This is a genomic window from Kribbella pratensis (genome assembly GCF_004365355.1).
Classification (GTDB): domain Bacteria; phylum Actinomycetota; class Actinomycetes; order Propionibacteriales; family Kribbellaceae; genus Kribbella.
In genome coordinates, this window is sequence record NZ_SODP01000001.1 from 440281 (window position 1) to 466360 (window position 26080).

Consider the following 26080-nt stretch of genomic DNA (forward strand, 5'->3'; position numbering starts at 1 on the left):
GCGAACCCTGTGAGAACAGGGGATGCGGGCAACGAAACGGCCTAGCTTCGAGGTGTGAGCACTCGACATACCGATGATTGGTTCGTCCCCGTCCGCTGCGTCGGCGATATCGCCACCCTCCAGACCGGAAGGCTGCCCGACGGGCTCCGCGTCGGCATCGCCTTCAGCTCGCTGGAACGGCTCCGCGCCGCTTCCGGTGCACAGGAGTTCATGCGCCTCTCGGAGGACGGCCTGCACGACATGCTCGAGCAGGTGGGGATCGTGAGGATCCAGCTCGACCCGACGGTGGTCGCCGTACCGGTCAGAGGCGCCGTAGCCAGCTGAGGTGGCCCTCGTCCATCACGGCGTGGCCGTCGGCGCTGTCCGCGACATTCGGGTCGTGGGTGGCGATCACGACGGCCGCGCCGCGGCGGGCCTCCTCCTGCAGCAGGCCGAGGACGCGCTCGCGGTTGGTGCTGTCGAGTTCGCTGGTCGATTCGTCCGCAAGGATCACCCGGCCCTGCTGGGCGATCCCGCGAGCGACTGCGACGCGCTGCTGCTCGCCGCCGGACAGCTCCTCGACCAGGTGGTCACCGCTCTCCTCGAGTCCGACACCCGCTAGCGCCTGCTCGATCGTCCGCTCGACCTCTTCACTCGGCTTGCGCTCGGCCAGCAAGGGGATCGACAGGTTCTCGCGTGCGGTCAGCACCCGCGCGAGTCCGTTGCCCTGCGGGATCAGTACGACGCCGTGCGCGGCCGCCGCCGGACGGTTGGTGATCACCAGCCCGTCGATCTCGACCTGTCCTTTCGCCACCGGCACCGCACCGGCGATTGCCCACAGCAACGAGCTCTTGCCTGCACCCGACGGCCCGCTGACCGCGAGCACGAAGCCCGGTGGGACGGTGAACGACACGTCCGACACCGCGGTCAAGTCGCCGTACCGCACGGTCACCTGGCTGACGTTGATCACCGGTTCCCCTCCTGCTCCACGGGGGTGAGCCGGATGACGCCGTCGTCGGTCGTGACTTGGACGAGCGTTCCGGCCGGCAACAGCTCTGCCACATGCGGTGGTAGGGGCAACGATCCGTCCACCGCGACCACGGCGTACTCCTCACCGGACCTGCCCTCGGAGGCGATCCGGCCGTCGCGGATGGTGATGGTGCGGGGGAGGGTCGCGGCGACTTCCGGGTCGTGGGTGACGAGCAGGACGGTCATCCCGGTTTCGGTGTTGATCGTGCGGAGCGCCGCGAGGACCTCGTCACGGGCGTGGTGGTCGAGCTGGCTGGTCGGTTCGTCGGCGAGCAGCAGGCCGGGAAGGGTTGCGATGCCGACGGCAACGGCACACAACTGCACCTGGCCAGGTGTCAACTGGGACAGGGGAGTCGCCGCATGGTTGCCCAGGCCAACGAGTTCGAGGATGGTCTCCGGCGTCGGGAGGTCGCGATCGTCGGACGCGGCCTGCTGGGCGTAGCGGATGTTGTCGGCCGGCGTGAGGTACGGGATGAGGTTGCGGCCGGCACCTTGGAGCACGATGCCTACGTCACCGGACCGCATCCGGTCCAGCTCGGCGTCGGTCATCGTGGCGACGTTGTGCTCACCGATCTGCAGCCGGCCCGCGCTGGGCGTGAGCAGACCGCCGCACAGTTGGAGCAACGTCGACTTCCCGGCACCGGACGGTCCGAGCAGTCCGACCAGTTCGCCGGGCCGGACAGTGATCCCGATACCGGACAGCGCGGCGACGTCGTGACCGTGCGCACGGTAGATGTGCACCAATCCCGTCGTACTGATCGCGAGACCGGTCATGTCAGCTCCTCCCGGATGCGGTTGTAGGTGGAGCGTCTGTTGACGCCGCTGCCGAGGAACAACGTCACAGTTGCGAGGATCGCCGTACCTCCGGCCCAGAGGATCACTGCGACCGTCCAGCTGATGCCGAGGTCGAGCGGCACCGGGCCGCCGCTGGTCGCGAACAGCGGTATCAGCGGCAGCGCGACATGCACGCCTACCAGCCCGCAGATCGTCCCGAGCAGGACGGCCAGTGCGACCGGACCGGTCTGCTCCCAGCGCGCGGCTCGCCCGGTAGCCCTCGCCGGTACGCCGGTGATCTTCAGGCTCGCGTAGTCCTGCGCTCGCGACCGCCATGACGTGACAACCGTCAGCAGGAGTACGACGATCGCCAGCACCCACGCCGCAATCCCCACCACCGGCGTCAGCTGCAACGCCAGCGCGCTCGCCGAACGCCCGTACGCCGCGATCCGGTCGTCCCGGCGATCCACCAGGTCGGCGTTGTATCCGGCCTTCGCGAGCTTGACGGTGATCGTGTCGACGTTCGCGAGACCGTCCTTGTTCAGCCACAGCTCGAAGTCGGTCCCGCCTTCGTCCACGACGCCGCCGAGCCGCCGTACCGTCTCCAGATCGACCACCGCGGTGCGATCGCCGTGCCTGTTCACCGGCCCGCGCAGCCGGTCGATCCTCGCCAGTGTCATCGGGCTGCCGTCGGCCGCCGGGCTGCTGGTGGCACCGTCGACCCAGTGGTACTCCGGTGTGACCAAGGCCGGCACGATCGGCGGCACGGTCGCGTACTGGAGGAACTCGTCGTTGCCGAAGCTCTTCATCGCGATCGTCAGCTCACCGCCTGGCTTGGCCGTGACCGAGCTCTGATCGGACCCGAGTTGCGGGACCGTCCGCCAGGCGTCCGCCCCGCCCAGCGCGATCGTCGGGTGGTCGTCGCTGGAAAGCTTGCTGATCACCAGATTGCCCTGCAGACCGGCCGGGTCGAGCGCCTCGCGGCCGATGCCGAGCCGCAATAGGTCGCATCCGCCCAGACATTCGACGGCTGCCCGCAGTACGACCGGCTTCGTCGCCGGGAAGCGGACCGGCGGGAAGGAGACCAGGAAGCGGGAGCCGTCGCGATGGCTGACCACGTTCGCCCGCAGGACGACGGACTTCGGCGTACCGCCGTCAATCTTGTCACCGTTGGCGGCACGGCTGATGAGCGGCTTGATCGCGTTCACCGCGACCGTGGCGGTGAGCTGCGAGCTGCGGAACTGGATCGGCGGCACGTCGGCCGGTGCCTGCAACGTCTGCCAGCCCTGCTCGTCGGTGAGCCGGTCGCCCTGGAACGCGATCCGCCGGAAGCTGGCCGGCTCGATCATCTCCGACTGCAGCGTGTCGGGGGAGGGCGGGTGAGCCATCACCACCGGCGTCAGCCAGCGGCGATCGGGGTCGATCTGGTTGACGGTTTGCAGGAACGATCCGAGATACAGGGCGTTCATCCGCAGTACGCCCTCGGCACCGGTCTCGTAGCCGGAGCGAGTCTCCCGGTTGGCGGCGGCGATCGACGAGGCCTGGCCGGCGAACGTGAGGAGCGCGGCGGCCACCGCGACAGCGGCGACGATCCGGGTCACGGCCGGGCGGCGCGAGATCTGCAGTGCGCCGAGCGCGAGGCCCAGCCTCCCTCGGCGGAGTGCGCTGCGGCTGATCAACCCGGCCGTCGGAAGCAGCAGGTGCGCGAAGATCAGGCCGGCCGCGAGCCCGAGCAGAGCGGGTGTGAGGACCGGCAGCGGGCCGCGGCCGTCGCCGGTGAGCGCGGCGATCAGCCCGGCCACGGCGAAGACGATGATGCACAGGTCGGCGACACCGATCGTCCGGCCGAGGCGGCGGGGAAGCACACGCCTGAGCAGGTTGGAGATCGACTGCCGGACGGTGCCCCGGACCTGGAGTACCACGACGATCAGCGCGAGTACGGCGGCTACCGCGAGCGCGGCCGGAACCGTCCAGGGCAGCTCGATCGGGGCGCCGTGCCGTAGCCAGGTCGCGCGAACGATCAGCAGCAACCCGAAGCCTGCCAGCCCGCCGAGCAGAGTGCCGACCAGCACGGGTAGGCCGAGTTCGATGCTCAGAGCGCGCTGGGTTCGCTTGGTCGAGGATCCACGCAAGCGGGACAGCGCGATCTCGGGGCGTCGCTGGTCGACGACGGCAGCCAGCGCAAGCGCCAGTACGACGACCGCGAACAACGCGACCTGCACCATCACCAGCGGGATGATCGTGGTCGCCTGCTTGCGCTCCGCCTGGATCTGGTCGACCAGCGTGGCCAGTGACGACGTGTTCTGCGCGGCGACGCCGATCTCCCGGGCGTTGCCGTTGACGGTCTCGGTCGCTTCCTTGAGGCGATCCAGGTCACCGAGCCGGGCGACTCCGGGGATCGGCCGGAAGTCCGACGTGACCCGTTGCGACCACTGGGTGCCGGCGAAGGTCGCGCTGTCGGTGAAGAACTCGTTGGTGGCGCCTGGGTCCTTGTCGGCCGGCTGGTGCGAGTGGCCGGTCGGATAGTCGCCGTACCAGAAGTCGCCGCGCTCCTCCTTGGGCTGGTAGAAGCCGACGATGGTGAGCCGGCCGCCGCCCTTGCCGACGTCACTCGGCGTCGCGGTCAGGGTCGTGCCGACGCGGAAGTCCCAGGTGGTCTTGTCGACGCTTGACGCGATCACCTCGTTCGCCGCCTGCGGACAGCGGCCCTCGGTGAGGGTGAGCTGAGCGCAGTACCCGTCCCGCCAGCGCAGGCGCGCGCTGGGCGGCTGGTCACCCTCGGTAGCCGGAGTGCTCCAGCCGACGTCGTTGTAGATGCCGTGCAGGGGCGGGGTGAAGAGCGGCTTGAGATCGTCGGGGAGGAGCTTGTCGAGGTCCTCCGGGCGCGTGGCAGGCCCCGTCTGCGGCCCCGTCGAGGCGAGTAGCCAGGACGCGGGCAGGCGCTGGCCGGACAGCGTCTCGGTCATCACGGTCTGCTCGACGGCGCGGGCGAACCACGGCCCGAAGACGGCGCAGGCGCCGATCAGCAGGCTGATGCCGGTCAGTACCAGGGCCTGTGCCCAGCGGTACCGCAGCGCCCGACGCAGGAACATGTCCACCCCTTTGCGGCTCACTCGTGCCAGCCGAAGATATGGAATGTTGCGGCCTGTGTGCCTCGCGGCGGCAAAATGTCACATTACTGTTGTCTAGGCAGGAACATGTCTCACGTCCCCGTGCCCCGTGCCCCCGGTCGGCGCGTCGCGGCGGTAGGTTCGGGACATGCGTGAATCCCAGCTCGGTGACCTGACCGTTTCCGCCCTCGGCCTCGGCTGCATGGGAATGTCCCAGTCGTACGGCGTCCGCGCGGACGACGCCGAGTCGATCGCGACGCTGCACGCGGCGCTCGACGCGGGCTGCACCTTCATCGACACCGCCGATGTGTACGGCGACGGCGCGAACGAGGAACTCGTCGGCCGCGCGCTGGCGGGGCGCCGCGACGAGGTGGTGCTCGCGACGAAGTTCGGCTTCAAGCGGGCGTCCGCGGACTCGGCCGTGCCAACTGTTGTCGACGGCTCGCCTGCTTATGCGCGGGAGGCCTTGGATGCGTCGTTGCGACGGCTCGGCGTCGACCATGTCGACCTGTGGTACCTGCACCGGCGCGACCCGGCCGTGCCGATCGAGGAGACCGTCGGGGCGATGGCTTCGATGGTCGAGGCGGGCAAGGTCCGGTACCTCGGGCTGTCCGAGGTCAACGGCGACACGGTGCGGGCGGCGCACGCAGTACATCCGATCACCGCCGTACAGAGCGAGTGGTCGTTGTGGACGCGCGACCCGGAGACCGTCGTACTGCCGACGCTGCGGGAGCTCGGCGTCGGGTTCGTGCCGTTCAGCCCGCTCGGTCGCGGGTTCCTGACCGGGCAGATCAAGTCGGAGGCGGACTTCCCGGAGGACGACATGCGGCGCGGGCTGCCGCGGTTCCAGGGTGAGAACTTCCAGCGCAATCTCGACCTGGTCGCGCAGGTGCAGGCCCTGGCTGCCGCGAAGGGCGTGACACCCGGACAGCTGGCGCTCGCGTGGCTGCTTGCTCAGGGCAATGACGTGGCGCCTATTCCGGGGACGAAGCGGCGGACGTACCTGGCCGAGAACCTCGGTGCTCTGGATGTGGTGCTGTCGGAGTCGGAGCTGGCCGAGCTGGACGAGGCGTTCCCGCCGGACGCGGTCGCCGGGCAGCGGTACACCGACAGCGGGATGGGCCTGGTGGGCAAGTGATCGGTGTCACCGGGGCGACCGGACAGCTCGGTTCCCGGATCGTCGCGCGGTTGGCCGGCGTACCGCTGCGGTTGATCGTGCGTGATCCGGGCCGGGCTCCTTCGGTGCCCGGTGCAACGGTCGCGCAGGCGGCGTACGGCGAGCATGCGGCGCTGCTCAACGCGCTCGACGGGGTCGACGTACTGATGTTGCTGAGCGCATCGGAGTCGGCCGATCGGGTGGCGTTGCACAAGGCAACCGTCGACGCGGCCGTTGCTGCTGGGGTGCGGCGGATCGTTTACACGTCGTTCGTGGGCGCGTCGCCGGGGGCGACGTTCACGTTTGCGCGCGACCACTGGCACACCGAGCAGCACATCAGGTCGACCGGCGTCGACTTCACCTTCCTGCGGGACAACCTGTACCTCGACTTCGTCCTCGGAGGCGTCGGCGAGGACGGCGTCATCCGCGGCCCGGCCGGCGACGGCCGAGTCGCAGCCGTCTCCCGAGACGACGTAGCCGCCGTAGCCGCCACAATCCTCCGCGCTGCTCACTCAGCCTCGTCCGCCTCGTCCGCCTCGTCCGCCTCGTCCGCCTCGTCCGCCTCGGGCGGCTCGGGTGACGAGCACGTGGGGGCGACGTACGACCTGACCGGGCCGCGGGCGTTCACCCTCGCCGAGGCGGCCGCGGTGTTGACCGACGTCTGGGGCCGCAAGATCCGCTACGAGCCGGAGACGCTCGACGAGGCCTACCGATCCCGCGAGTCCTACGGCGCTCCCGCCTGGGAGGTGGCCGGCTGGGTCACGTCGTACGCCGCCATCGCCAGCGGCGAGCTCAGCCAGGTGTCCACCGCCGTACGCGACATCACCGGCGTCGAGCCGACCGGGTTCGAGGAGTATGTCCGCGCTCAGTGAGAGACTGGTGCAGTGCCGCTCTACCGGGATCAGGCGATCGTGCTGCGCACCCAGAAGCTGGGTGAGGCGGACCGCATCGCCACGCTCCTGACCCGCGCCAACGGCAAGGTCCGAGCGGTCGCCAAAGGAGTCCGCCGTACGTCCTCACGCTTCGGCGCCCGCCTGGAGCCGTTCAGCCACGTCGACCTGCAGCTCGCCACCGGCCGGACCCTCGACGTGGTCACGCAGGCCGAGTCGATCGCGGCGTACGGCGAGGGCATCGTCGGCGACTACGCCCGGTACACCACCGGCACCGTCCTGCTCGAGACCGCCGACCGCCTCGTCGTCGAGGAGAAGGAACCCGCCACCCAGCACCACCTCCTGCTGGCCGGCGCCCTCCGCGTCCTCTCCACCGGCGAACGCGAGCCAGGCCTCGTCCTCGACTCCTTCCTCCTCCGCTCCCTGGCGATCTCCGGCTACGCCCCGTCCTTCGACGACTGCGCCCGCTGCGGCGAACCAGGCCCCCACCGAGCCTTCAACCCCGCCTCCGGCGGCATGGTCTGCACCACCTGCCGCCCCCCAGCCTCAGCCATGCCCGCCTCCGCCACCGTCACCCACCTAGCCGCCCTCCTCACCGGCGACTGGCCCACCGCCCTCAAAGCCGACCCCAGAACCCGCCGAGAATCCACCGGCCTAATAGCCGCCTTCTTCACCTACCACCAAGAAAACCAACTCCGCTCCCTCCCCCACCTGGACCTGACCTCCTAGCAGCCTTTGGCTGCGGATAGTCGCGAGCCAACTGCCTCAGCGTTACTTATTCCGGTCAGGCCACCCGGTTGGTCCTTGCCTCGGCCGACCGCCAAACGCCCGAGGCGAAACAGATCGCGTCGTTGGATGCCCGGTCGGCTCGGACGTCCTGGTCGCATCGCCGTCCTGTGCCATGGCAGCCTGGCGCAGTGTCGCCTCGTGGCGTGCGCCGAGAGGCGCGCCGATGACGATGGGCCGCGCGAACTGCAGAGGCTGCTGCCCAACCCACGCATGGGCGATCGCACGCTTCGCGTCGAGCTCCGCCTGCCGGGTCGCGACCCCGCCGCTCAGATCCTGCCAACTGTCGAACCGGTCGAGGCCGGGTTGCCTATCGCCAAGATGGCGGTGCAGGCGAGCACAGACGTGGGCATAGATGTTGTTCGGCCTGCGACGAGGCTTGATCGCCAGCAACTCCCGCCGCGCCAACCCGCCCGGCGCTGTCGGTCCCATCTCCCGGAACACGATGCGGTAATCAGCCGGCTTCTGCGGGTCTGACCGGAGGTACGCCGTCACGCAATCACGCAGATCGCCTTTGCCCGGCGCGTAGCTCAAGGCATGGTGACCGTCGGACTTCCCGCTCGCGAGGTCGAGCATCGTCCGCAGCACCTGCCGTCGGAGCTCGGCAGCAGGACCGGAGCGGTCTTTGCTCGCCGCGACATCGATCCGGCGATAGTCCAGATCGAAGCCGGGCCCAGCCACCAACTGGTACCCGACCCCAGCGCTCATGACCCCTCGCGGTCCTCACGGCGCAACTCCTCCAACACTTCCTGCGTGTCCGGCCCCATCCGAGCCGCCCACTCATCCAGATCCAGCGGCCGGCTATCCGGGAGCGGCTCCGTCGCATAAGTCCGCACCGTCGGGTCGTCCACAACGCCCGCCGGCGGATGGTCGTCCCCCCGGAGATCGCGGTACTGCGTCGTAGACATCACCACGGCCTCCGGCTCGCCGTCGTCGCCCCACACCACCGGCGTACCGCTCCCCGCCCGCAAAGCCTCCATCAGCCCCGGCAACTGCTCCGCAAGCGCGGCCGGCTCAACCACCTCATCCCCGACCGTGAACTTCCCTTCCCCACCAAGATCCTCAAACTCGTCGTACGTCAGCATCACAGCCTCAGGCCCGCCATCCCCAAAACTGAACGCCCGCGTCCGCCCCTCCCGAAACCGCGACAGCACCCCCGCCAGATCCCCCCGAATCCCCTCAACAGAAGCCCAAGTCGTCATACCCCGAATCTATTGCCTCCGGCCCTTCGCCCGCGTCAGTTATCCACAGCACCGAGCCGGAACCGCGATGTCAGGGTCAGCAGGTCTTCGTTGTCTGCTCGTCCACGAGGATCCACATGCGCCGTCCCGTCTCGGCACTCTTCGTGTAGATGAGGCGTGATTCGAACCGGTGACGGTCGCCGTTGTCGCTGACGACCGGGATCGGCTTGCTGTTCGATCGATAGCGGCTCACGACTGCGGAGCTGTCGATGCAACTAGTGAGCCTGACCTCAGGCTGCGCCAGGTCGAGCTTCACCGCGCGGACCGCGAGCATGGTGATCCTGGCATCGCCGGTCTCGTACCAGCCGTTCTTGACCGAGAAGGCGAGCACCGCCTCGACTCGCGGGAGCCAGGTGCCCCCGTTCCCCGCGAGCGCGAGAGCAGATGCGCTGACGTCCCCCGGTCGCTTGACCGCCTCGTTGACGGCAGCCCGGGCAGCCAGGTACCGCGCCTTCGCAGCCTCAACAGCCGCCAACTCCGCGGAACTCCAAGCCGACGTCGACACCCCGCTCGGCGTCCGCGTAGGCGCTGATCGGCCTTCGAAAGGCGTACTAGTCACAGGCGCCGCCTCAGGTCCTCCTGTTTCTGGGGAGCCGCCACAAGCGCTCACCAGCCCAAGCGTCGCAAGCGCAGCAAGAGCCAGTCCGCGGCGCATGAGTTGATGTCCGTCCTTAACGCTCGGCACCGTCGTACGGCGTGATCGCTGCCTCAACACCCGGACTTCGCAGGCGCAACCGCATCCCCACCACCCGGATCAACCAACACCGGCACGGCCTCACCGATTCGTACCTGCGTCGCGGCCTGCTCGGTCATTGCGATCTGGCCGGTGTCGCCTAGTGTGCTCCGCCAGGTGATCTCCCATTGAGCTGTAGCCGTCACCGGGTACATGCAGTGGGGCAGATCGCGCGACGTCGTCTTGTATCGATGTCCGCAATCCGGCGAGTCTTTGACGCCCGAAGACTTGTCGTACGGCGTCCCAGCCCCCTCGCAACGAACGGTGCTGCCGTCTCCCAAGGTCCAGTCCACCGCTTTCACGTGCCCCGTCGCGGTCACCGACAACCCCGGAACGCTCGCCGATCGCACTATGGGTCCCCATGTGTTCTCGGTTTTGGTCAGCCACAGCCAGACGGGCATGTTCACGAGCCCGATCTGTCCCGCTCCTGGTGCTGTCTTTATCAACGGGGGCGCGAGTTGCATGGTGGCGATTGCCTCGTACACGAGGGTTAGCGGATCAACGACGACGGTATCGGGCTTGCCCGGTAGCCAGACCCATTTCGTCACCAGGTGTTTGCCGTCGTCATAGCCCTGCTCCCGCACGCAGGCCCAGATACTGCCATCCGTGTGTCCCTGCCAGCGGGGATCGCCAAACGGTGGCTGAGGCACCTCGCGCCGCATGTAACACTGCTGGGTGTTAGACCAGTTGCCGTTGAGCCCATCCGTGCATGCCTGAGCCGCGCCTTTGAATTCGCATACCGGTTTGGTGATCTTTTGGGTCCCACCGGGCTTGCCTGTCTTCGGTGGCTTGCCACCTACATGAATGAGGGATCTTGGCACCCACCAGCACTTTCTGAGCTGCTTACTGCATTTGAGGACAACGTCTCCCTTGGGCTTCGGCGGCAGAGATGGACCGGCGGTGGATCCGGCAACGCTGAGAATGACGGCAAGCGTTCCCGGCAGCAACTGACGCACCAGACGTCTGGAGATCAGCATTTCGCATCGCCGCTCTCGTCGATCAGATACCACGCCTTCTGACCGTCAGGTCCCGGGGCGAGAACCATCCGAGCCTGTGTCAGATGGCGCGAGCCGTTGTCTGGGCCGAGCGGTACAGGCTTCTTCGTGGTCTGGTACCGAACGACAACGGCGCTGGAGTCGACGCAGCTGGTCAAGGCGACTTCCGGTTGCGGTATTCCCAGCCGAACCGACTTAACACTGGGCGAGGACAGCTTGACTGAACCTGCCTGATACCAACCGTTGTCTCGATAGAACGTGAGGTCGTCGATGATGTCGGCAAGCCATTTCCCGCCGTTGCCGGTTCGCTCGAGGGCGGTCCTATCGGCTTTTGCTGGGTTCTGCAGAGCCAGCTCTGTCGCCCGGCGCGCAGCGACATAACGCGCGGTCGCCGCCGTGATCGCCGTCTGTTCCTCAGGGGTCCAGGCTGGGCTGGTGGGCGCAGTGGATGTCGGAGCGGGCGTCTTGGACGCGGATGACGGGGCTGGGGTGGTGTTCGGCCTGCCGGCCTCCGGGGATCCGTTGCAGGCGGTCAGCGCTGTGAGGGCGCAGAGGGCTACGAGGGCGCGTCCGAGGGATGGTCGGCGGGGCATGGGGCTCCGTTCTTGGGTTGCTAGTGGTGTAAGGGTTGCATACGGAGGGTGTTCGCGGGGGTGGGTTATCCACAGGTTGCAGGTTCCTGCAGTGGGGTGCGGGAGGGGGTGGGAGGATGCGGGGTATGTCGCCTATTGGTCGTCGTCGGGGTCGAGGGGTTTTGGGGGGTTCGGGGGAGAAGAAGGTGGTGGTGCCGCCGGAGCCGCATCCTTCGGGGGCTCGGGTGCCGGAGATTCCCAAGGAGCTGGTGCCGAGGCACGTGGCGATCGTGATGGACGGGAACGGGCGGTGGGCCAAGCAGCGAGGGCTGCCGCGGACCGAGGGGCACAAGGCGGGGGAGGCGAGCCTGCTCGATGTGATCAAGGGCGGGATCGAGATCGGCGTGAAGTACATCTCGGCGTACGCGTTCTCGACGGAGAACTGGGCGCGCTCGCCGGAGGAGGTCCGGTTCCTGATGGGATTCAACCGGGAGGTGATCCATCGGCGCCGTGACGAGCTGGATGCGATGGGCGTCCGGGTGGTGTGGTCCGGACGGCGGCCGCGGTTGTGGAAGAGCGTGATCGACGAGCTCGAGTACGCGCAGGAGCGGACCAAGGACAACGACACGATCACGCTGCAGTTCTGCGTGAACTACGGCGGTCAGGCGGAGATCGCCGACGCGATGAAGTCGATCGCGGCGGAAGTTGCCGCAGGCAAGCTCAAGCCGGACCGGATCACCGAGAAGACGATCGCGCGGCACCTGTACGCGCCGGACATCCCCGAGGTGGATCTGTTCGTCCGCTCGTCGGGGGAGCAGCGGACGAGCAACTTCCTGGTGTGGCAGCTGGCGTACGCCGAAATGGTGTTCCTGGACACGCTCTGGCCCGACTTCGACCGCCGTGATCTGTGGCGGGCGATCGAGCTGTACGCGCAGCGCGACCGCAGGTACGGCGGCGCGATCCCGAACGAGGTCACCGGCGGCAACTGACGCTTGACTCGTAAGTGGGGTGGGAACCTGCCGTCGGCCCCGCTGCGTCTACGCTCGTTGTGCGAGGCATCAATCATGACGGCAGCGTGGGCCGGACCGGCGCGCGGCGGACGAAGGCGAGCTGATGGCGAACGAGGCGGAGTACGCCCACTACACCGACCAGATCGCGAGGGCGGTGATCGAGGTGCACGCAACGCTGCGGTCGGTGACCCATGCGCTCGGCGACGAGGAGATCGGCCGGATGCTGAAGCACCGGTCGGAAGACCTCGCGACAGTCCGACCGGGCGTCGACAGCCTGGCCGCGGCCGAGCAGGAGGTTCAGCGAGCCGAAGGCGCCGGCGTGGCGCCGGCCAGGGAGAGCCTTTCCGGTAGGTTCGCCATGTACCAGGGTGTCGTCGAACAGCAGTCGGCGCAGATCGGGGCCGTCCAGCGGGAGCTGAGCGCTCAAAGTGCCGGCACGAACCCGCAGGACCGCCACACTCTGCAGGCCAGTTCGCAGGCCCTCGAGAGCGCGCTGAAGAATCTGGAAAGAATCGAGCAGATGCCCGATCGCTCGACGGACGACGTGACGAAGCTTCGTTCGGGCGTCGAATACCTGAAGAAGGTCGTGGACGACGTCGACAGCCGGGTCGAGCGGATGACCGAGCAGCTGTCGGCCGGTCGGCAGGCGGCGTACAAGTTCCACACCGCCGCGCCCGGCGAGCTCGAGCCGTCCGCCGACCTCGGCCGGACCATCGGCCGGATGGAGGACTCGATCGCCGACACCCGCGACCACGCGCGCCGGCTGCACGATGCCCTCGCCAAGAACAGCGACGGATTCAAGGCGGTTGCCGAGTTCTCCGTCGACGTCGCCAACGGTGCGCTGGCCGAGAAGCAACACGCCGACCAGGAAGCCGAGCAGCTGGCCGACGCGGTGCGCGCAGGCGTCAATCCAACCGCGCGCGCCGACCAGCACCCCGTGGCGCACCAGGCGCAATCGGACCTCAGCCGTCGACTCAACGGCCCGGCCAAGGAAGGCGGCCTGAAGCTCTAACGCCCTGGCGAAGGCAGCAACCCGCGTTCGATGGCCACGGTGACGGCTCGCGTGCGGTCGTCGACGTCCAGTTTGGCGAAGAGGCGTTGGAGATGGGTCTTCACGGTGGCCTCGCCGATGAACAGCTCCCGGCCGATCTCCGCATTGCTGAGACCTCGGGCCACAGCGGCCAGCACCTCCAGCTCACGTGGCGACGGCGACGCGGCGGCGGGCGCGGGCGGCGTACGAAGACGGGACATCAGCCGAGCCGCAACAGGCGGAGCCAGCACAGTCTCACCTCGAGCGGCGGCGCGAATCCCGTTCAGCAGCTCCGCGTGCGGAGTGTCCTTCAGCAAATACCCGGCCGCGCCGGCCTCAACGGCATGCAGGATGTCGGTGTCCGTGTCGTACGTCGTCAACACCAGCACCCGAGTCGACGGATAGCCGGACACGATCGCCCCGGTAGCAGTCACGCCGTCCATCCGCGGCATCCGCAGATCCATCAGTACGACGTCGGGCCGCGTCGACTCGACCAGCGCCACCGCTTCCGAACCGTCCCCGGCCTCACCGACGACGGAGATGTCCTCGGTCACCGACAACATCCCGGTCAGCCCCGACCGTACGACCGGATGATCGTCGACCACCAGAACCCGAATCACGCATCCTCCTGCACAGCCGGGATCAACACCTGCACACGCGTACCGCGTCCCGGCGCACTCTCCACCTGGACCGAGCCGCCCGACTCCTCGACCCGCCCGCGCATCGCGTTCAACCCGAATCCGGCCGACTCGGCGCCCGGCGTGAACCCGGACCCGTCGTCGCGGATCTCGATCCACACCCCGTCGTCCGACAACCCGAGCGTGATCAGCACCTGCGTCGCCCGCGCATGCTTGCGTACGTTGGCCAGCGCCTCCTGCGCCGACCGCAACAGCACGACCTGCTGCGCCTGCGGCAGCGCCGCGACCTCGTCATCAGGCAGGTCCAGCGAGACCTGGACGTCGACTCCGGTCTCGGCCGCGAACCGCTCCGCCTGCCGCCGCAGTACTTCGGTCAACGTTGCCTCCGACAACGCAACCGGGGTGAACGCGGCAACCAACGCCCGCGCCTCGGCGAGGTTCTCCCGGGCGGTGTCCTCGATCGCCGCCAGTCGCGCCGACGCATCGGCGCCGCGCTGCAACTCCACCGCCGCCGCCTGCGCCAGCATTACGATGCTCGTCATCCCCTGCGCGAGCGTGTCGTGGATCTCCCGCGCCATCCGCTCCCGCTCAGCCATCACACCCGCACTGTGGTGCGCCTCGGCGAGCTCGTCGCGCGCGGCCTCGAGCTGCTCGATCAGCTCGGCCCGCTGCTGACTCTGCGTGATGACCTTCTCGATCCAGATCCCGAACAGCAGACTGACCACGAGGCTGACCAGCATCCACGGCAGGATCTCCCAGAACGCCGCCCAGCCCCAGCCTGCGCTCCACAACTGCGCCGTACCCACGCCGACCACCAGTAGCAGGCTGAGCCCGATCCCCTCGCGGACGTCCTCGCACAGCAACCAGATCTGGGCCGACCCGATGAACATCAGGAACACCGACTGCGGATAGATCCCGATCAGCACCACGAGCGACGCGATCAGTACCAGTCGATAGGCGTACGACGGGAGCGCCCGCCGCGAGCGGATCGCGGGCATCCCGATGAACTGGTACGCCGCTCCGAGCACCACGACCGTACCGGCGAACACCGTCTGCCGAAGCGCACCGAGGTGCCCGAGGAACGACAGCGCCAGCGTCATCCCGAGCAGCACCCAGAAAACGATGTGCCATCCGATCAACGCCCGGGTCCACACGGGCTGACCGGCGCCACCGCTCGAGCTCTGCACGGACCCCATCTTCCTCCACATCAGGATCCACACACGAGGTCCAGTCCAGGCCGGCGCCGCGGAGACCTCTGAAGACAGCCCGGTACGACGCCGGTCCGGAAGGTCCGACGTCGTACCGGTGATCCCGTTCATCAGCCCGCGTCCCGGCGGGTCCAGCGGAACACCCGCTGGGCGAGGAACAGGCCGACGATCAGCCAGATCGAGAGCACGATCGCGCCGGTGCCGAGCTGCCAGGACTTGGCCGGCTCGGTCAGTTCGAACCCGTCCGGCAAGAACACCGACCGCATCCCCTGGGCGAGCCACTTCAGCGGGAACACCGCGGCGACGTTGCGCATCCACGCCGGCAAGCTGCTGTAGACGAAGTACACGCCGGACATGAACTGCAGCAGCAGGACGATCGGCGTGATCACCGCGGACGCCGCCTTGCCGGACTTCGGTACGACGCTGAATGCGATCCCGAGCACCGAACCCGACGCCGTGCCGAGGATGAAGATCCAGACGAAGTTCAGCCACCGGTCCGGCTCGGTCGGCAGGTCGACACCGAGCAGCAGGCCGGAGATGGCCAGCAGCAGCGCGATCTGGAGGACCGAGGTGATCAGGACCTGGCCGATCTTGCCGATGAAGTAGGCCTGTGGGGGCATCGGCGTACCGCGGAGCCGCTTCAGCAGACCCTCGTCACGCTCGAGCGCGATGCTGATCGAGAGTGACTGGAAGCTGCTCAGGAAGATGCCGGAGGCGATCATCCCGGGGGTGAAGTAGGTCGCGGCGTTGACGCCGTCGAAGTCGGTGTTGCCGAAGACGGCGGAGAAGATCGCGAGGAAGATGATCGGGAAGAAGAAGGTGAAGATCAGCGCTTCCCGTTCGCGGAAGAACTCGCGGACCTCGAGCCTGGTCCGGGCCAGGCCGACCGAGAGAGTGGACGGCAGGGCTTTGGTGTCGGCCATCAGAGTGCTCCAGCTTCCATCGCAACGGCAGGGGCGTCGGCGGCCACGGCGGTCACGGCGGCCTTGCCGATCAGGTCCAGGTAGATGTCTTCCAGGCTCGGGCGCCGGACCTCGAGCTCGGGCACCTCGCCGCCGAAGCGGGCCATCAGCGCGGCGACCTCGGCGGTCGGCTGGTCGGTGCGCAGTTCGTGCGGTCCGTCGGCGTCGGACCAGGAGACCCGAGCGGTCCGGGCCCCGCGCCCGCCGAGCGTCTCCGGCGTACCGATCTCGATCATCCGGCCGTCCGCGATCACGCCGACCCGGTCGGCCAGGTGCTCCGCCTCGTCCAGGTAGTGCGTGGTGAGCAGGATCGTGGTGCCCTCGGTGCGAAGTTCCTCGATCAGCGTCCAGAACTGCCGGCGTGCTTCCGGGTCGAAGCCGGTCGTCGGCTCGTCCAGGAACAGCAGCTCCGGGTTGCCGATGACCCCGAGCGCGACGTCGAGCCGCCGGCGCTGCCCGCCGGACAGTTTGCGTGGCCGGGTCTTGCGCTTCTCCTCCAGGCCGACGGCGGCGATGACCTGGTCCGGATCGCGCGGGTTCGGGTAGTAGCCGGCGTAGTGGTTGACCAGCTCGAACACCGTCGACTCGGCCTCGTCACGCGAGGTCTGCAGCACGATCCCGAGCCGCGCCCGCCAGGACCGGTCGCCGTGCACAGGGTCCGTCCCCAGCACGCTCACTTCACCGTCGTCGGCCCGGCGATACCCCTCCAGAATCTCCGTGGTCGTCGTCTTCCCGGCCCCGTTCGGGCCGAGCAGGGCGAAGACCTCGCCCCGGTGGATGTCCAGATCGACACCGTCGACCGCGACCTTGTCCGGGTACCGCTTGACCAGGCCGCGCACCCTCACTGCGTTGTCGTTCTCCATGCCTCAACTCTCCCGTCGCGCCACCCTCCCGAGGGAGCACCACCCGGCGGACTCGCTGTCCCCCGACCGGTGGACAGCAGCCGTGTGGACAGCGGCCGTCCCCACACCGTCGTCAGGTCCGACTTTGAGAAGCCACCAACCATTTCGCGGCCCGGAAAATGGTCGGTGGCTTCTCAAAGTCGGGGTGTGGGGGTGGCGCGCCACGCGTGCGGCGTGACGGAGGGGTGGTGGGGCGGTTAGGTTCGGGGAATGGCTCAGACGGTGCGTGGTGTGGTGGCGGCGGGCAAGGGTGCGCCGGTGACGATCGAGGAGATCACGATCCCGGACCCGGGTCCGGGTGAGGCGGTGGTGAAGGTCCAGGCCTGCGGGGTCTGCCACACCGACCTGCACTACCGGGAGGGCGGGATCAACGACGACTTCCCGTTCCTGCTCGGGCACGAGGCGGCCGGCATCGTGGAGTCGGTCGGCGACGGCGTCACGGACATCGCGCCGGGCGACTTCGTCGTACTGAACTGGCGGGCTGTCTGCGGGAACTGCCGCGCCTGCCTGCGTGGCCGGCCGTGGTACTGCTTCAACACCCACAACGCCAAGCAGAAGATGACCCTGAAGGACGGGACCGAGCTGAGCCCCGCGCTCGGGATCGGCGCGTTCGCGGACAAGACCCTGGTCGCGGCTGGCCAGTGCACGAAGGTCGACCCGGCCGCGAAGCCCGAGGTCGCCGGCCTGCTCGGCTGCGGTGTGATGGCCGGTCTCGGCGCCGCGATCAACACCGGCAACGTCGGCCGCGGCGACACGGTGGCGGTGATCGGCTCGGGCGGCGTCGGTACGGCGGCCGTGGTCGGAGCCCGCCTGGCCGGAGCCGCGAAGATCATTGCCATCGACATCGATGACCGCAAGCTGACCGTGGCGCAGGAGCTCGGCGCGACCCATGCGATCAACTCCAAGGACCTCGACCACGACGGAGTCGTCGAGGCAGTGCAGGAGCTGACCGGCGGGTTCGGCGCCGACGTCGTGATCGACGCGGTCGGCCGCCCCGAGACGTGGAAGCAGGCCTTCTACGCCCGGGACCTGGCCGGCACGGTCGTGCTCGTCGGCGTACCCACTCCCGACATGACCCTCGAGATGCCGCTGCTCGACTTCTTCGGCCGCGGCGGCTCGCTCAAGTCCAGCTGGTACGGCGACTGCCTGCCGAGCCGCGACTTCCCGATGCTCATCGACCTCCACCTCCAGGGCCGTCTCCCGCTGGACCGCTTCGTCTCCGAGACGATCGGTTTGGATGATGTCGAGGCGGCCTTCACGAAGATGCACCACGGCGACGTACTGCGTTCGGTGGTCGTCTTCTAAGCCTGGCGGACGTTGCGGGCGAGGAAGCTGCCCGCGACGATGCCGATCGCCGCCGTGAGGGCGACGAACCAGCTTGTTGTGCTGAGGGAGCCTCCTGACAGGTAGAGGGTTCCGAAGATCGCGACGCCGCCAACCTGGCTCAGTTGGATGGTGGTGGTGAGCACGCCGCTCGCATCGGCCGCTCTGCTCAGCGGGACGTGGACCAGGGACTGCGTGACGAGCGGGCTGGCGGACAGGCCCATGCCTGCGCCGGCGAGCACCAGCGCGGGCCACACGAGCGAACCGGCGCCGGCCTGGGTGAGTCCGATGCCGATGTACCCGAGCATGCACAGAGCGAGGCCGGCGGGAACGACCAGGTAATGCAGCCGGCTCGGGAGCGAACGCCAGAAGAAGCCGACCAGGCCGAAGGTGACGGCGAACGGGAGCCAGGTGAGAGCGGAACGCAGGGCCGACTCATGGAGACCGTTCTGCAGATGCAGGGTGAAGCTGAACATGAACCCGGCAAGGGCCAGCAGCGTGCACGCGAGTGTCGCGATGCCTGCCCCGAGACCGCGAGCACGGAGTACGTCGAGGTTGAGCAGCGGATCGGCGACGCGCCGCTCGAACCGGACGAAGACGACCGCGAGGACGATCCCTAGGGCGAAGCAGACGAACGTCCACCGCGGCCAGCCGAGCTCGTGCCCGATCACCATCGGAAGCACCAGCAGGAGTACTGCGCAGGTCGACATCGCCAGCCCGGTGAGGTCCAGACGACGCGCAGCCGTCGGCTGGTCGGCCGGGACCAGCCGAGGCACCAGGACCGCGAGCAGAATGCCGACCGGGACGTTGATCAGGAAGATCGGGCGCCACTGGGACCCGAACAGGTTTGCCGCGAGGAGCAGGCCGCCGACGACCAGCCCGGCCACCTGGCCGGCCGACAGTGTCGCACCGTACGCCGACAGTGCCTTGGCGCGGGCGGGACCGGCGAAGTGGGTCTGGATCACGCTGATGATCTGCGGCACCATCACTGCCGCTGCCATTCCTTGGGCGAAGCGGAACAGCACCAGCGGCAGGATCGACGGCGCCAGGCCGCAGGCGAGTGACGCGAGCGTGAACAGCACCACGCCGATCAGGTACATCCGGCGGCGGCCGTAGAGGTCGCCGAGCCGGGCACCGGTGATCAGGGTCATCGCGTACGCGACCATGTAGCCGCCGACGACCAGTTGCAGCCAGGCGCCCGATGCGTGGAAGCCGGCGCCGATGGTGGGCATCGCGACATTCACGACGGACGTGTCCAGCAGTGCCATGAACTGGCCGAGCAGCAGCACAGCGAGCATCGGTCCGCGCCGGATGCCGACGTCGGCGGGGCGGTTGATCATCACAGCGGCCATCAGGTCTTCTCCCTCGGTGAGTCAGGACGTGGGTATGTACCTGGCGCACCTCGCCGATTCATCGGCGGCGCAGCGATGAAATCCGCCGACCGGCGCGGTATGTACTCCCACAGACCTCGACAAGTGGGAGGCTCGCGCCGTGGACCGTGACGACTTCGACCAGCAGGTGGCGCCGTACCGGCGGGAATTGCTGGCGCACTGCTACCGCATGCTCGGATCGGTGCACGACGCGGAAGATCTCGTGCAGGAGACCTTTCTCCGGGCCTGGCGCGCGATCGACACGTACGACGCCGGGCGTGCTTCGCTGCGGACCTGGCTCTACCGGATCGCGACCAACGCCTGCCTGACGGCGCTCAAGGGACGAGCACGGCGTGCTCTCCCATCAGGTCTGGTAGCGGCGACGACAGATGCCCAGGCACCGATCGAGCTGGCTCTCGATGTGCCCTGGTTGCAGCCGTTCCCCACCGATGACGATCCTGCCGCGGCCGTGGCAGCCAAGGGGAGTCTGCGGCTCGCGCTGGTAGCCGCGATGCAGTATCTGCCCGCCCGGCAGCGGGCAGTCCTGGTACTGCGGGATGTCCTGGACTGGTCCGCGGCAGATGTGGCGGAGGCGTTGGAGACGACGCCTGCCTCGGTCAACAGCGCACTCCAGCGTGCCCGTGCGCGCCTGGCCGAGGTCGATGTCACCGAGGACGACGTCGACGAGCCCACGGACCGCGAGATCCGGGCGGTCGTCGACGACTACGTCCGTGCTTTCGAAGCGGCCGACGTACAAGAACTGAGCCGGCTGCTCGCCGAGCGCGTCGTCCTCGAGATGCCGCCGGCGCCGCTGTGGTTCGTCGGACGCGAGGCGTACGGCGCGTTCATCGAGCGGGTGTACGCGATGCGCGGCCCAGCCTGGCGGATGGTGCCGACGACGGCGAACGGCCAGCCCGCCGTCGGCGCGTACGTGCGCACCGACGACGGGCGCTACCACCCTCACACCCTCCAGGTCTTCACGGTCGCCAAGGCGGGGATCACGCACAACATCACGTTCTTCGACCAGGGTCTCTTCGAGTACTTCGGGCTGCCTTCACACCTTGAATGAGATCCACAGGTCCGGCGTGGCCTCGGGTTTGCCTGCGATCGGCCGGGCCTCCTGCGTCCACACGTCTCCGGACACCTCGGTCGCGACGCGCTGCCAGAACCGGACCGCTTTCTCATTGTTTCCCTGGAACGCGACGTCGCACGGCCCCGGGTGGTTCGACAGCACCTCCTGCACCGCCCGCAGGCCCAGGCCGCTGCGGCGGACCGGACGGACCATGAAGAACGCGTTCAACACGTGCACCGGCTGCTGCAGCGCACGCATGAAGCAGAAGCCGACCGGGTTCTCACCGACAGAGATCAGGTATCCGGCCCACTCCGGATCCCCGGTCAGGACCTTCTCCAACCACTCGGTGCGGTAGCTGCCGTCGGGCCGCGGCAACTGCCCCTGGAACTCGGACATATCGTGGCGGAACAGCAGCCACAGCCGCTCCATCACGGGCCGGTCGGACGCGTCGACACGACGTACCACGAGATCAGACATGGGTCTCCTCAACTGGATCAGAACGCAGAAAAGCCTCCCGCCGGAAGAGTCCGGTACGGAAGGCTTACTGCGATCAGTTTATCAGTCCTGCGGCGCCGTCTGCCCGGCCACCCAGCTCATGTCCGCGTAGCGAGTGCCGACCGGGGTCAACTTCGACAGGCCGGCCAGATCTTCCGCGGTCAGCGAAAGCTGCAGCGCCGCGGCGTTCTCCTCGAGGTACTTGCGCCGCTTCGTCCCCGGGATCGGGGCCACATCGTTGCCCTGCGCAAGCACCCAGGCGAGCGCGACCTGGCCCGGCGTGGCGTCGTACCGGGCGGCGACCGAGCGGATCTCGTCGACCAGCGCCAGGTTCGCGTCGAGGTTGTCGCCGGAGAAGCGCGGCAGGGTACGGCGGAAGTCGTCGGCCGGAAGCTCCGACGGCAGCGCGCCGGTCAGCATGCCGCGCCCGAGTGGCGAGTACGGCACGATCCCGATGCCGAGCTCGCGGCACGTCGGCAGCACCGACTCCTCGATGTCGCGGCTGAACAGCGACCACTCGCTCTGCACCGCGGTGATCGGATGGACGGCGTTCGCGCGCCGGATCGTCTCCGCCGACGCCTCCGACAACCCGAGGTAGCGGACCTTGCCGGCCTCGACCAGCGAAGCCATCGCCCCGACCGTCTCCTCGACCGGTACGTCCGGATCCATCCGGTGCTGGTAGTACAGGTCCACGTGGTCGACGCGCAGGCGCTGCAGCGACGCGTCGATCGCGGACCGGACGTACTCCGGCGACCCGCTGATACCGCGCTTCGACGGGTCGCGCGGATCGCCGGTGATCCCGAACTTCGTCGCCAGGAAGACCTCGTCCCGGCGGTCGGCGATCGCCGCGCCGATCAGCTCCTCGTTGGCGCCGAAGCCGTACATGTCAGCGGTGTCGAGGAACGTGATGCCGAGATCCAGCGCGCGGTGCAGGGTCGCGACGGACTCGTTGTCGTCGGCCGCGCCGTACGCGAAGCTCATTCCCATACAGCCGAGTCCGAGCCGGCTGACCTCGGCGCCTTGAGTACCCAGTTTCATCAGAATCTCCCTGAAAAAGGCATGGCTCCGCCCGGGATCCCCGGGGTGAGCGAGGAAAAGTTACGGAGTGGCGGTGCCGCCGTACACGTCGATCTTGTAGTCGGTCACCGCGAGGGCGAGCTGCAGCTCACGCAGCTGCCGGTGGATCTTGGCGCGGTGTTCCTGCATCAGAGCGAGCCGCTGGGGTGCGGTGTGATCGCCCTCGAGCACCAGCGCCAGGTAGTGGCTGAGAGTGCCGATCGGCATGCCGGAGGCACGCAGCCTACTGATGAACACGATCCGCGCCATGGCCCGACGGTCGTAGCTGCGATAGCCGGCCGCATCCCGGCGTACGTCGAGCAGCCCGATCCGCTCGTAGTACCGCAGGGTGTGGGCGGTGAGGCCGGTGAGCTCTGCGGCCTCGGCGATCGACAGCTGCTCCGGCAGATCGTCCGGGAGCTCGAGCAGGCAGAGCAGGTCCGGGTCGACAGGCTCCAGCTCCGGCTGGTGCGCCGCGATGGCGGCGCGACGGTCCGTGAGCAGCTCGGTCGCGTTCATGTCCCTGACCGTACGCCTTAGAGCGCACTCAAAGGCAAACCCTCGGGATCAGGTCTGCTGGCAGTCGGCGCAGGTGCCGAAGATCTCCAGGGTGTGGCTGATGTCGGCGTACCCGTGCTCGGCCGCGACCTTGTCGGCCCAGCGCTCCACGGCCGGTCCCTCGACCTCGACGGTGCGCCCGCAGTTGCGGCAGACCAGGTGGTGGTGATGGCCCTTGGAACAGCGCCGGTATGCCGTTTCGCCGTCGGCGTTGCGCAGTACGTCGACCTCGCTGGAGTCCGCGAGCGCCTGCAGGGTCCGGTAGACGGTGGTCAGGCCGACGTTCTCACCGGCGGTCCGGAGGTCCTGGTGGATCTCCTGGGCGGTCCGGAATTCGTCGAGCTTGTCGAGCGCTTGAGCGACCGCCGCGCGCTGACGGGTCGAGCGTGTTCCGATAGCCACCGTTCCTCCTGTCATATCGTCACCACGCCCAATTCTCTCAGAAGTCAGCAAGTGTCAGTGCTCATCCCAGTGATCCCCGTGCGCCGCGTGCAGGTGGCCGTCGTGCACGTAGTCCACATGGTCACCGTGCTCGACCTTCTTGTGCCCGCACACGGGGTTGTGCGCATGCGGGTGCCCGGGGCTCACCACATGCGGCTCAGGCGCCGGCACGCCGACCTCGGGCTCCTCGTCCGCGAGTGGACGGGCCCGGCCGGACCGCCGCCGGAGCAGCGTCCCCACGGTGGCCGCCACCACGAACCCGGCCAGCGCCAGCACGACGATGGTCGCGCCCGGAGCCACATTCGCGTTGTACGACGTGACGATGCCGGCCAGACACGCCAGCACGCCGATGATGCACGCCGTGACGAACGTACTGCGGAACGAGCGCGTCACCTGCTGCGCTGTCGCCACAGGGACCACCATCAGCGCACTGACCAGCAGCAGGCCCACGGTCCGCATCGCCACGGTCACGGTCACTGCGGCCATCACAGCGATCACCAGGTTGAGCAGCTGCACGCGGAGCCCCGTCGTACGGGCGAACTCCTCGTCCTGGCACACGGCGAACAGCTGCGGTCCCAGACCGATAGCCACCACCAGCACGGCCACGGCCAGGCCGACGACGACGTACAGGTCGCTCTGGGACACCGTGGTGAGTGACCCGAACAGATAGGTGTTCAGAGTGGCTGCACCTTGGCCGGCTAGCCCGATGAGGAGCACGCCGCCCGCGATACCGCCGTAGAACATCAGGGCGAGCGCTACGTCGCCGGTCGCCTTGCCGCGTGCCCGGATCAGCTCGATAGCTGTCGCACCGGCGATCGACACCAGCACCGCGGTCAGGACCGGTGCACTGCCGGTGAGCAGACCCAGCGCCACGCCGGTGATCGCGATGTGACCGATGCCGTCACCCAAGAGCGACAGCCGCCGCTGCACCAGGTAGGTGCCGATGGCCGGCGCGGACAGTCCGGTCAGCAGGCCGGCGATCAGCGCCCGCTGCATGAACTCGAGCTCGAACAGGCTCATGAAGGCGTCCACCCCGGTCCGTCGTCGCTGTGTGAATGGTGGACGTGGGCGTGGGTCTGCGAGGCGTGCGGCGGCCCGTCGTACACGATGCGGCCGCGGCGCATCACCACCGAGCGGTCGATCAGCGCGTCCATCGGGCCGAGATCGTGGCTGACCATCACCACCGTCGTACCGCTCGCGACCCGGTCCCGGACCGCGTCGGCGAAGATCTGCTGGCTGGCCAGATCCACGCCGGCGGTCGGCTCGTCGAGGATGAGCAGCTCCGGATCGGACACCAGCGCCCGCGCGATCAGAACGCGCTGCTGCTGCCCACCGGACAGCTCGGCAACCGCGTCCGTGCGCCGGTCGGCCATGTCGACGACCTCGAGCGCCTGCTCGATCGCCTGCTTGCCGGCCGCGCCGAGCGGGCTGAACAGCCGCCGCTTGGAGAGCAGACCGGACGAGACCACCTCAAACACAGTCGCTGGTACGCCGCCGGCCGCGGTGATGCGCTGCGGGACATACCCGACGCGGCGCCACTGGCGGAAGCGGGGGACCGGAGTACCGAACAAGCGGACCTCGCCGCGGGCCGCGGGGAGCAGACCGACGATGGTCTTGATCAGCGTGGACTTGCCCGACCCGTTGGTCCCGAGCACGGCGACCACCTCGCCCTGCCGGATCCGCAGATCGATGCCCCGGAGCACGAGCCGGCCGCCCAGGTCGACCGAGAGATCGGAGACCTGGACGGCCTGGGGGGAGTCTTCTGGTGTCATTTGCAGCCGTTCGCCGTCCGCAGTTCCTGCAGGTTCTGCTGCATGAGGGTCAGGTACGTTTCCTTGGAGTTGGCATCCGACAGGCCCTCGATCGGGCTCAGCACGGCGGTCTTCACGCCGACGTCGTTCGCGATCGTGTCGGCCACCTTCGGACTGACAAGCTCCTCGTAGAAGATCGTCGACACGCCCTGCGCCTTCACGATGTCCTGGACCTCCTTGATCCGGCTCGGCGTCGGCTCCGCGTCCGGCGTGAACCCGGCGATCCCCACCATCGTCAGACCGTATCGCTTCGCCAGGTAGGCGAACGCCTCGTGACTCGTCACGAACGTGTTCAGCTTGCAGTCGGCCAGACCGGTCTTGTACTCCGTGTCGAGCTTGCCGATCTGGCCCAGCAGAGCCTTGGCGCGCTCGTGATACCCCGTGGCGTTGGCGCTGTCGAGGCTGACGAGCTTCTCCTCGATCGCCTTCACGACCTCGCCGTACCGCACCGGGTCGAGCCAGAAGTGCGGGTCGAGCGCATTCTCCTTGTGTGCGGCCGGGATCACGCCGTGCTCCTCGAAGTCGGCGCCGGTGGCTTCGAGCTGGGCGGCCGGGGAGATGTCGAATCCGGCGTCCTTGGCGTTCTGGTCGACGGCCTCGTCGACGGCCGGCTGCAGGTCCTTCTCGTAGACGACGAGCTTGGCCGTCGCGATCGATCCGACCTGCTTCGGGGTGAGCTCGAGGTCGTGCGGCTCGACGCCCGGCGCGGTCAGGGTCGTCACGTTGACGGCGTCGCCCCCCACGGAGCGGGCGATGAACTCAAGCGGATAGAACGAGGTCACGACGTCGAGCTTGCCGTCGCCGGCGCCAGTGGCCGACGAGCCGCCGCATCCGGCCAGGGCGAGTGTCGCCGTGACGACGGCACCGGCGACAATAGCTCGAAGACCAGATCTCATGACAATCATTTTCATTTAATTGGAACTGGTTGTCAAAACAGGG

Annotated in this window: 27 protein-coding genes; 8 read left to right on the top strand and 19 right to left on the bottom strand. The window is 68.3% G+C overall.

Going from position 1 to position 26080, the window contains the following annotated elements:
* Nucleotides 1–54: 54 nt before the first annotated feature.
* Complete coding sequence (locus tag EV653_RS02090) at nt 55–324, top strand: SAV_915 family protein (RefSeq protein WP_134097392.1); 270 nt, start codon at nt 55–57, stop codon at nt 322–324.
* Here the strand turns inward: EV653_RS02090 and EV653_RS02095 are convergent.
* Genes EV653_RS02095 through EV653_RS02105 form a run of 3 tightly spaced genes read right to left on the bottom strand, consistent with a single transcriptional unit; the run spans nt 302 to nt 4874 of the window.
* On the bottom strand, nt 302–949 hold the full coding sequence (locus tag EV653_RS02095) for an ATP-binding cassette domain-containing protein (RefSeq protein WP_134097394.1): 648 nt from the start codon (nt 947–949) through the stop codon (nt 302–304). The genes EV653_RS02090 and EV653_RS02095 overlap by 23 nt on opposite strands.
* On the bottom strand, nt 946–1782 hold the full coding sequence (locus EV653_RS02100) for an ABC transporter ATP-binding protein (RefSeq protein ID WP_134097396.1): 837 nt from the start codon (nt 1780–1782) through the stop codon (nt 946–948). Before EV653_RS02100 ends, EV653_RS02095 begins: the two co-directional genes overlap by 4 nt.
* Nucleotides 1779–4874: an FtsX-like permease family protein gene (locus EV653_RS02105; protein WP_134097398.1), complete on the bottom strand. Its 3096-nt coding sequence runs from the start codon at nt 4872–4874 to the stop codon at nt 1779–1781. The genes EV653_RS02100 and EV653_RS02105 overlap by 4 nt, the downstream gene beginning before the upstream one ends.
* Before the next feature lie 166 nt (nt 4875–5040).
* Here EV653_RS02105 and EV653_RS02110 point away from each other — a divergent pair, with 166 nt between their 5' ends.
* The 3 genes from EV653_RS02110 to recO are packed head-to-tail and all read left to right on the top strand — an operon-like array spanning nt 5041 to nt 7667.
* Entirely contained in the window at nt 5041–6030 is a 990-nt protein-coding gene (locus tag EV653_RS02110) for an aldo/keto reductase (RefSeq protein WP_134097400.1), read from the top strand.
* Nucleotides 6027–6920: an SDR family oxidoreductase gene (locus EV653_RS02115; RefSeq protein ID WP_134097402.1), complete on the top strand. Its 894-nt coding sequence runs from the start codon at nt 6027–6029 to the stop codon at nt 6918–6920. The genes EV653_RS02110 and EV653_RS02115 overlap by 4 nt, the downstream gene beginning before the upstream one ends.
* A 12-nt stretch (nt 6921–6932) precedes the next feature.
* On the top strand, nt 6933–7667 hold the full coding sequence (gene recO / locus EV653_RS02120) for a DNA repair protein RecO (RefSeq protein ID WP_134097404.1): 735 nt from the start codon (nt 6933–6935) through the stop codon (nt 7665–7667).
* A 42-nt stretch (nt 7668–7709) separates the two neighbouring features.
* Here the strand turns inward: recO and EV653_RS02125 are convergent, their stop codons facing one another.
* From EV653_RS02125 to EV653_RS02140, 4 genes are all read right to left on the bottom strand, one after another.
* On the bottom strand, nt 7710–8432 hold the full coding sequence (locus EV653_RS02125; RefSeq protein ID WP_134097406.1) for a hypothetical protein: 723 nt from the start codon (nt 8430–8432) through the stop codon (nt 7710–7712).
* Nucleotides 8429–8926: a hypothetical protein gene (locus EV653_RS02130; protein WP_134097408.1), complete on the bottom strand. Its 498-nt coding sequence runs from the start codon at nt 8924–8926 to the stop codon at nt 8429–8431. Before EV653_RS02130 ends, EV653_RS02125 begins: the two co-directional genes overlap by 4 nt.
* A gap of 76 nt (nt 8927–9002) precedes the next feature.
* Nucleotides 9003–9440: a hypothetical protein gene (locus EV653_RS02135; protein WP_134097410.1), complete on the bottom strand. Its 438-nt coding sequence runs from the start codon at nt 9438–9440 to the stop codon at nt 9003–9005.
* A gap of 233 nt (nt 9441–9673) precedes the next feature.
* Nucleotides 9674–10675, bottom strand: coding sequence for a hypothetical protein (locus tag EV653_RS02140; RefSeq protein ID WP_134097412.1), 1002 nt, complete (start codon nt 10673–10675; stop codon nt 9674–9676).
* 799 nt (nt 10676–11474) lie between these two features.
* Between EV653_RS02140 and EV653_RS02145 the strand changes: the two genes are divergently transcribed.
* Together EV653_RS02145 and EV653_RS02150 are read left to right on the top strand one after the other, a co-directional pair.
* Nucleotides 11475–12254: an isoprenyl transferase gene (locus tag EV653_RS02145; RefSeq protein ID WP_370357934.1), complete on the top strand. Its 780-nt coding sequence runs from the start codon at nt 11475–11477 to the stop codon at nt 12252–12254.
* Between the two features lie 124 nt (nt 12255–12378).
* Nucleotides 12379–13287: a hypothetical protein gene (locus EV653_RS02150; protein WP_134097416.1), complete on the top strand. Its 909-nt coding sequence runs from the start codon at nt 12379–12381 to the stop codon at nt 13285–13287.
* On the opposite strand, the gene EV653_RS02155 is transcribed toward EV653_RS02150, so the two are convergent.
* The 4 genes from EV653_RS02155 to EV653_RS02170 all read right to left on the bottom strand — a co-directional run bounded on the left by EV653_RS02155 (nt 13284) and on the right by EV653_RS02170 (nt 16976).
* Complete coding sequence (locus EV653_RS02155) at nt 13284–13925, bottom strand: response regulator transcription factor (protein WP_134097418.1); 642 nt, start codon at nt 13923–13925, stop codon at nt 13284–13286. The two genes, EV653_RS02150 and EV653_RS02155, sit on opposite strands and share 4 nt — an antisense overlap.
* A complete protein-coding gene (locus EV653_RS02160; protein ID WP_238159511.1) occupies nt 13922–15139 on the bottom strand; it encodes a sensor histidine kinase in 1218 nt (405 codons plus the stop codon). The genes EV653_RS02155 and EV653_RS02160 overlap by 4 nt, the downstream gene beginning before the upstream one ends.
* 122 nt (nt 15140–15261) lie before the next feature.
* Entirely contained in the window at nt 15262–16074 is an 813-nt protein-coding gene (locus EV653_RS02165; RefSeq protein ID WP_134097423.1) for an ABC transporter permease, read from the bottom strand.
* On the bottom strand, nt 16074–16976 hold the full coding sequence (locus EV653_RS02170) for an ABC transporter ATP-binding protein (protein ID WP_134097425.1): 903 nt from the start codon (nt 16974–16976) through the stop codon (nt 16074–16076). The genes EV653_RS02165 and EV653_RS02170 overlap by 1 nt, the downstream gene beginning before the upstream one ends.
* A 249-nt stretch (nt 16977–17225) precedes the next feature.
* On the opposite strand from EV653_RS02170, the gene EV653_RS02175 reads away from it, so the two are divergent.
* Nucleotides 17226–18320, top strand: coding sequence for an S-(hydroxymethyl)mycothiol dehydrogenase (locus tag EV653_RS02175; RefSeq protein WP_134097427.1), 1095 nt, complete (start codon nt 17226–17228; stop codon nt 18318–18320).
* On the opposite strand, the gene EV653_RS02180 is transcribed toward EV653_RS02175, so the two are convergent.
* Nucleotides 18317–19690, bottom strand: coding sequence for an MFS transporter (locus tag EV653_RS02180; protein ID WP_134097429.1), 1374 nt, complete (start codon nt 19688–19690; stop codon nt 18317–18319). The genes EV653_RS02175 and EV653_RS02180 overlap by 4 nt on opposite strands.
* A gap of 139 nt (nt 19691–19829) precedes the next feature.
* On the opposite strand from EV653_RS02180, the gene EV653_RS02185 reads away from it, so the two are divergent.
* A complete protein-coding gene (locus tag EV653_RS02185) occupies nt 19830–20777 on the top strand; it encodes a sigma-70 family RNA polymerase sigma factor (RefSeq protein ID WP_134097431.1) in 948 nt (315 codons plus the stop codon).
* Here EV653_RS02185 and EV653_RS02190 read toward each other — a convergent pair.
* From EV653_RS02190 to EV653_RS02220, 7 genes are all read right to left on the bottom strand, one after another.
* A complete protein-coding gene (locus tag EV653_RS02190) occupies nt 20763–21257 on the bottom strand; it encodes a GNAT family N-acetyltransferase (protein ID WP_134097433.1) in 495 nt (164 codons plus the stop codon). The genes EV653_RS02185 and EV653_RS02190 overlap by 15 nt on opposite strands.
* An 81-nt stretch (nt 21258–21338) precedes the next feature.
* Nucleotides 21339–22313, bottom strand: coding sequence for an aldo/keto reductase (locus EV653_RS02195; RefSeq protein ID WP_134097435.1), 975 nt, complete (start codon nt 22311–22313; stop codon nt 21339–21341).
* Between the two features lie 60 nt (nt 22314–22373).
* Nucleotides 22374–22850 (bottom strand): MerR family transcriptional regulator, encoded by a 477-nt coding sequence (locus EV653_RS02200; RefSeq protein WP_134097437.1) that lies wholly within the window; start codon nt 22848–22850, stop codon nt 22374–22376.
* A gap of 48 nt (nt 22851–22898) precedes the next feature.
* The gene (locus EV653_RS02205) at nt 22899–23291 is read right to left on the bottom strand and encodes a Fur family transcriptional regulator (RefSeq protein ID WP_238159512.1); all 393 of its coding nucleotides are present in this window, start codon (nt 23289–23291) and stop codon (nt 22899–22901) included.
* A 54-nt stretch (nt 23292–23345) separates the two neighbouring features.
* Nucleotides 23346–24350 carry a metal ABC transporter permease gene (locus EV653_RS02210; protein ID WP_134097441.1) on the bottom strand — a complete coding sequence of 335 codons (1005 nt, stop codon included), beginning with the start codon at nt 24348–24350 and terminating at the stop codon, nt 23346–23348.
* Nucleotides 24347–25102 carry a metal ABC transporter ATP-binding protein gene (locus tag EV653_RS02215; RefSeq protein ID WP_134097443.1) on the bottom strand — a complete coding sequence of 252 codons (756 nt, stop codon included), beginning with the start codon at nt 25100–25102 and terminating at the stop codon, nt 24347–24349. Before EV653_RS02215 ends, EV653_RS02210 begins: the two co-directional genes overlap by 4 nt.
* The gene (locus tag EV653_RS02220) at nt 25099–26037 is read right to left on the bottom strand and encodes a metal ABC transporter substrate-binding protein (RefSeq protein ID WP_134097445.1); all 939 of its coding nucleotides are present in this window, start codon (nt 26035–26037) and stop codon (nt 25099–25101) included. Before EV653_RS02220 ends, EV653_RS02215 begins: the two co-directional genes overlap by 4 nt.
* Between the last annotated feature and the right edge of the window lie 43 nt (nt 26038–26080).

What these genes read in the sequence shown, in the direction of transcription:
- EV653_RS02100 (WP_134097396.1), bottom strand. Translation starts at nt 1,782, where the DNA reads ATGACCGGTCTCGCGATCAGTACGACGGGATTGGTGCACATCTACCGT.
- EV653_RS02105 (WP_134097398.1), bottom strand. Translation starts at nt 4,874, where the DNA reads ATGTTCCTGCGTCGGGCGCTGCGGTACCGCTGGGCACAGGCCCTGGTA.
- EV653_RS02110 (WP_134097400.1), top strand. Translation starts at nt 5,041, where the DNA reads ATGCGTGAATCCCAGCTCGGTGACCTGACCGTTTCCGCCCTCGGCCTC.
- EV653_RS02125 (WP_134097406.1), bottom strand. Translation starts at nt 8,432, where the DNA reads ATGAGCGCTGGGGTCGGGTACCAGTTGGTGGCTGGGCCCGGCTTCGAT.
- EV653_RS02130 (WP_134097408.1), bottom strand. Translation starts at nt 8,926, where the DNA reads ATGACGACTTGGGCTTCTGTTGAGGGGATTCGGGGGGATCTGGCGGGG.
- EV653_RS02140 (WP_134097412.1), bottom strand. Translation starts at nt 10,675, where the DNA reads ATGCTGATCTCCAGACGTCTGGTGCGTCAGTTGCTGCCGGGAACGCTT.
- EV653_RS02150 (WP_134097416.1), top strand. Translation starts at nt 12,379, where the DNA reads ATGGCGAACGAGGCGGAGTACGCCCACTACACCGACCAGATCGCGAGG.
- EV653_RS02160 (WP_238159511.1), bottom strand. Translation starts at nt 15,139, where the DNA reads ATGGGGTCCGTGCAGAGCTCGAGCGGTGGCGCCGGTCAGCCCGTGTGG.
- EV653_RS02165 (WP_134097423.1), bottom strand. Translation starts at nt 16,074, where the DNA reads ATGGCCGACACCAAAGCCCTGCCGTCCACTCTCTCGGTCGGCCTGGCC.
- EV653_RS02170 (WP_134097425.1), bottom strand. Translation starts at nt 16,976, where the DNA reads ATGGAGAACGACAACGCAGTGAGGGTGCGCGGCCTGGTCAAGCGGTAC.
- EV653_RS02175 (WP_134097427.1), top strand. Translation starts at nt 17,226, where the DNA reads ATGGCTCAGACGGTGCGTGGTGTGGTGGCGGCGGGCAAGGGTGCGCCG.
- EV653_RS02180 (WP_134097429.1), bottom strand. Translation starts at nt 19,690, where the DNA reads ATGGCCGCTGTGATGATCAACCGCCCCGCCGACGTCGGCATCCGGCGC.
- EV653_RS02190 (WP_134097433.1), bottom strand. Translation starts at nt 21,257, where the DNA reads ATGTCTGATCTCGTGGTACGTCGTGTCGACGCGTCCGACCGGCCCGTG.
- EV653_RS02195 (WP_134097435.1), bottom strand. Translation starts at nt 22,313, where the DNA reads ATGAAACTGGGTACTCAAGGCGCCGAGGTCAGCCGGCTCGGACTCGGC.
- EV653_RS02200 (WP_134097437.1), bottom strand. Translation starts at nt 22,850, where the DNA reads ATGAACGCGACCGAGCTGCTCACGGACCGTCGCGCCGCCATCGCGGCG.
- EV653_RS02210 (WP_134097441.1), bottom strand. Translation starts at nt 24,350, where the DNA reads ATGAGCCTGTTCGAGCTCGAGTTCATGCAGCGGGCGCTGATCGCCGGC.
- EV653_RS02215 (WP_134097443.1), bottom strand. Translation starts at nt 25,102, where the DNA reads ATGACACCAGAAGACTCCCCCCAGGCCGTCCAGGTCTCCGATCTCTCG.
- EV653_RS02220 (WP_134097445.1), bottom strand. Translation starts at nt 26,037, where the DNA reads ATGAGATCTGGTCTTCGAGCTATTGTCGCCGGTGCCGTCGTCACGGCG.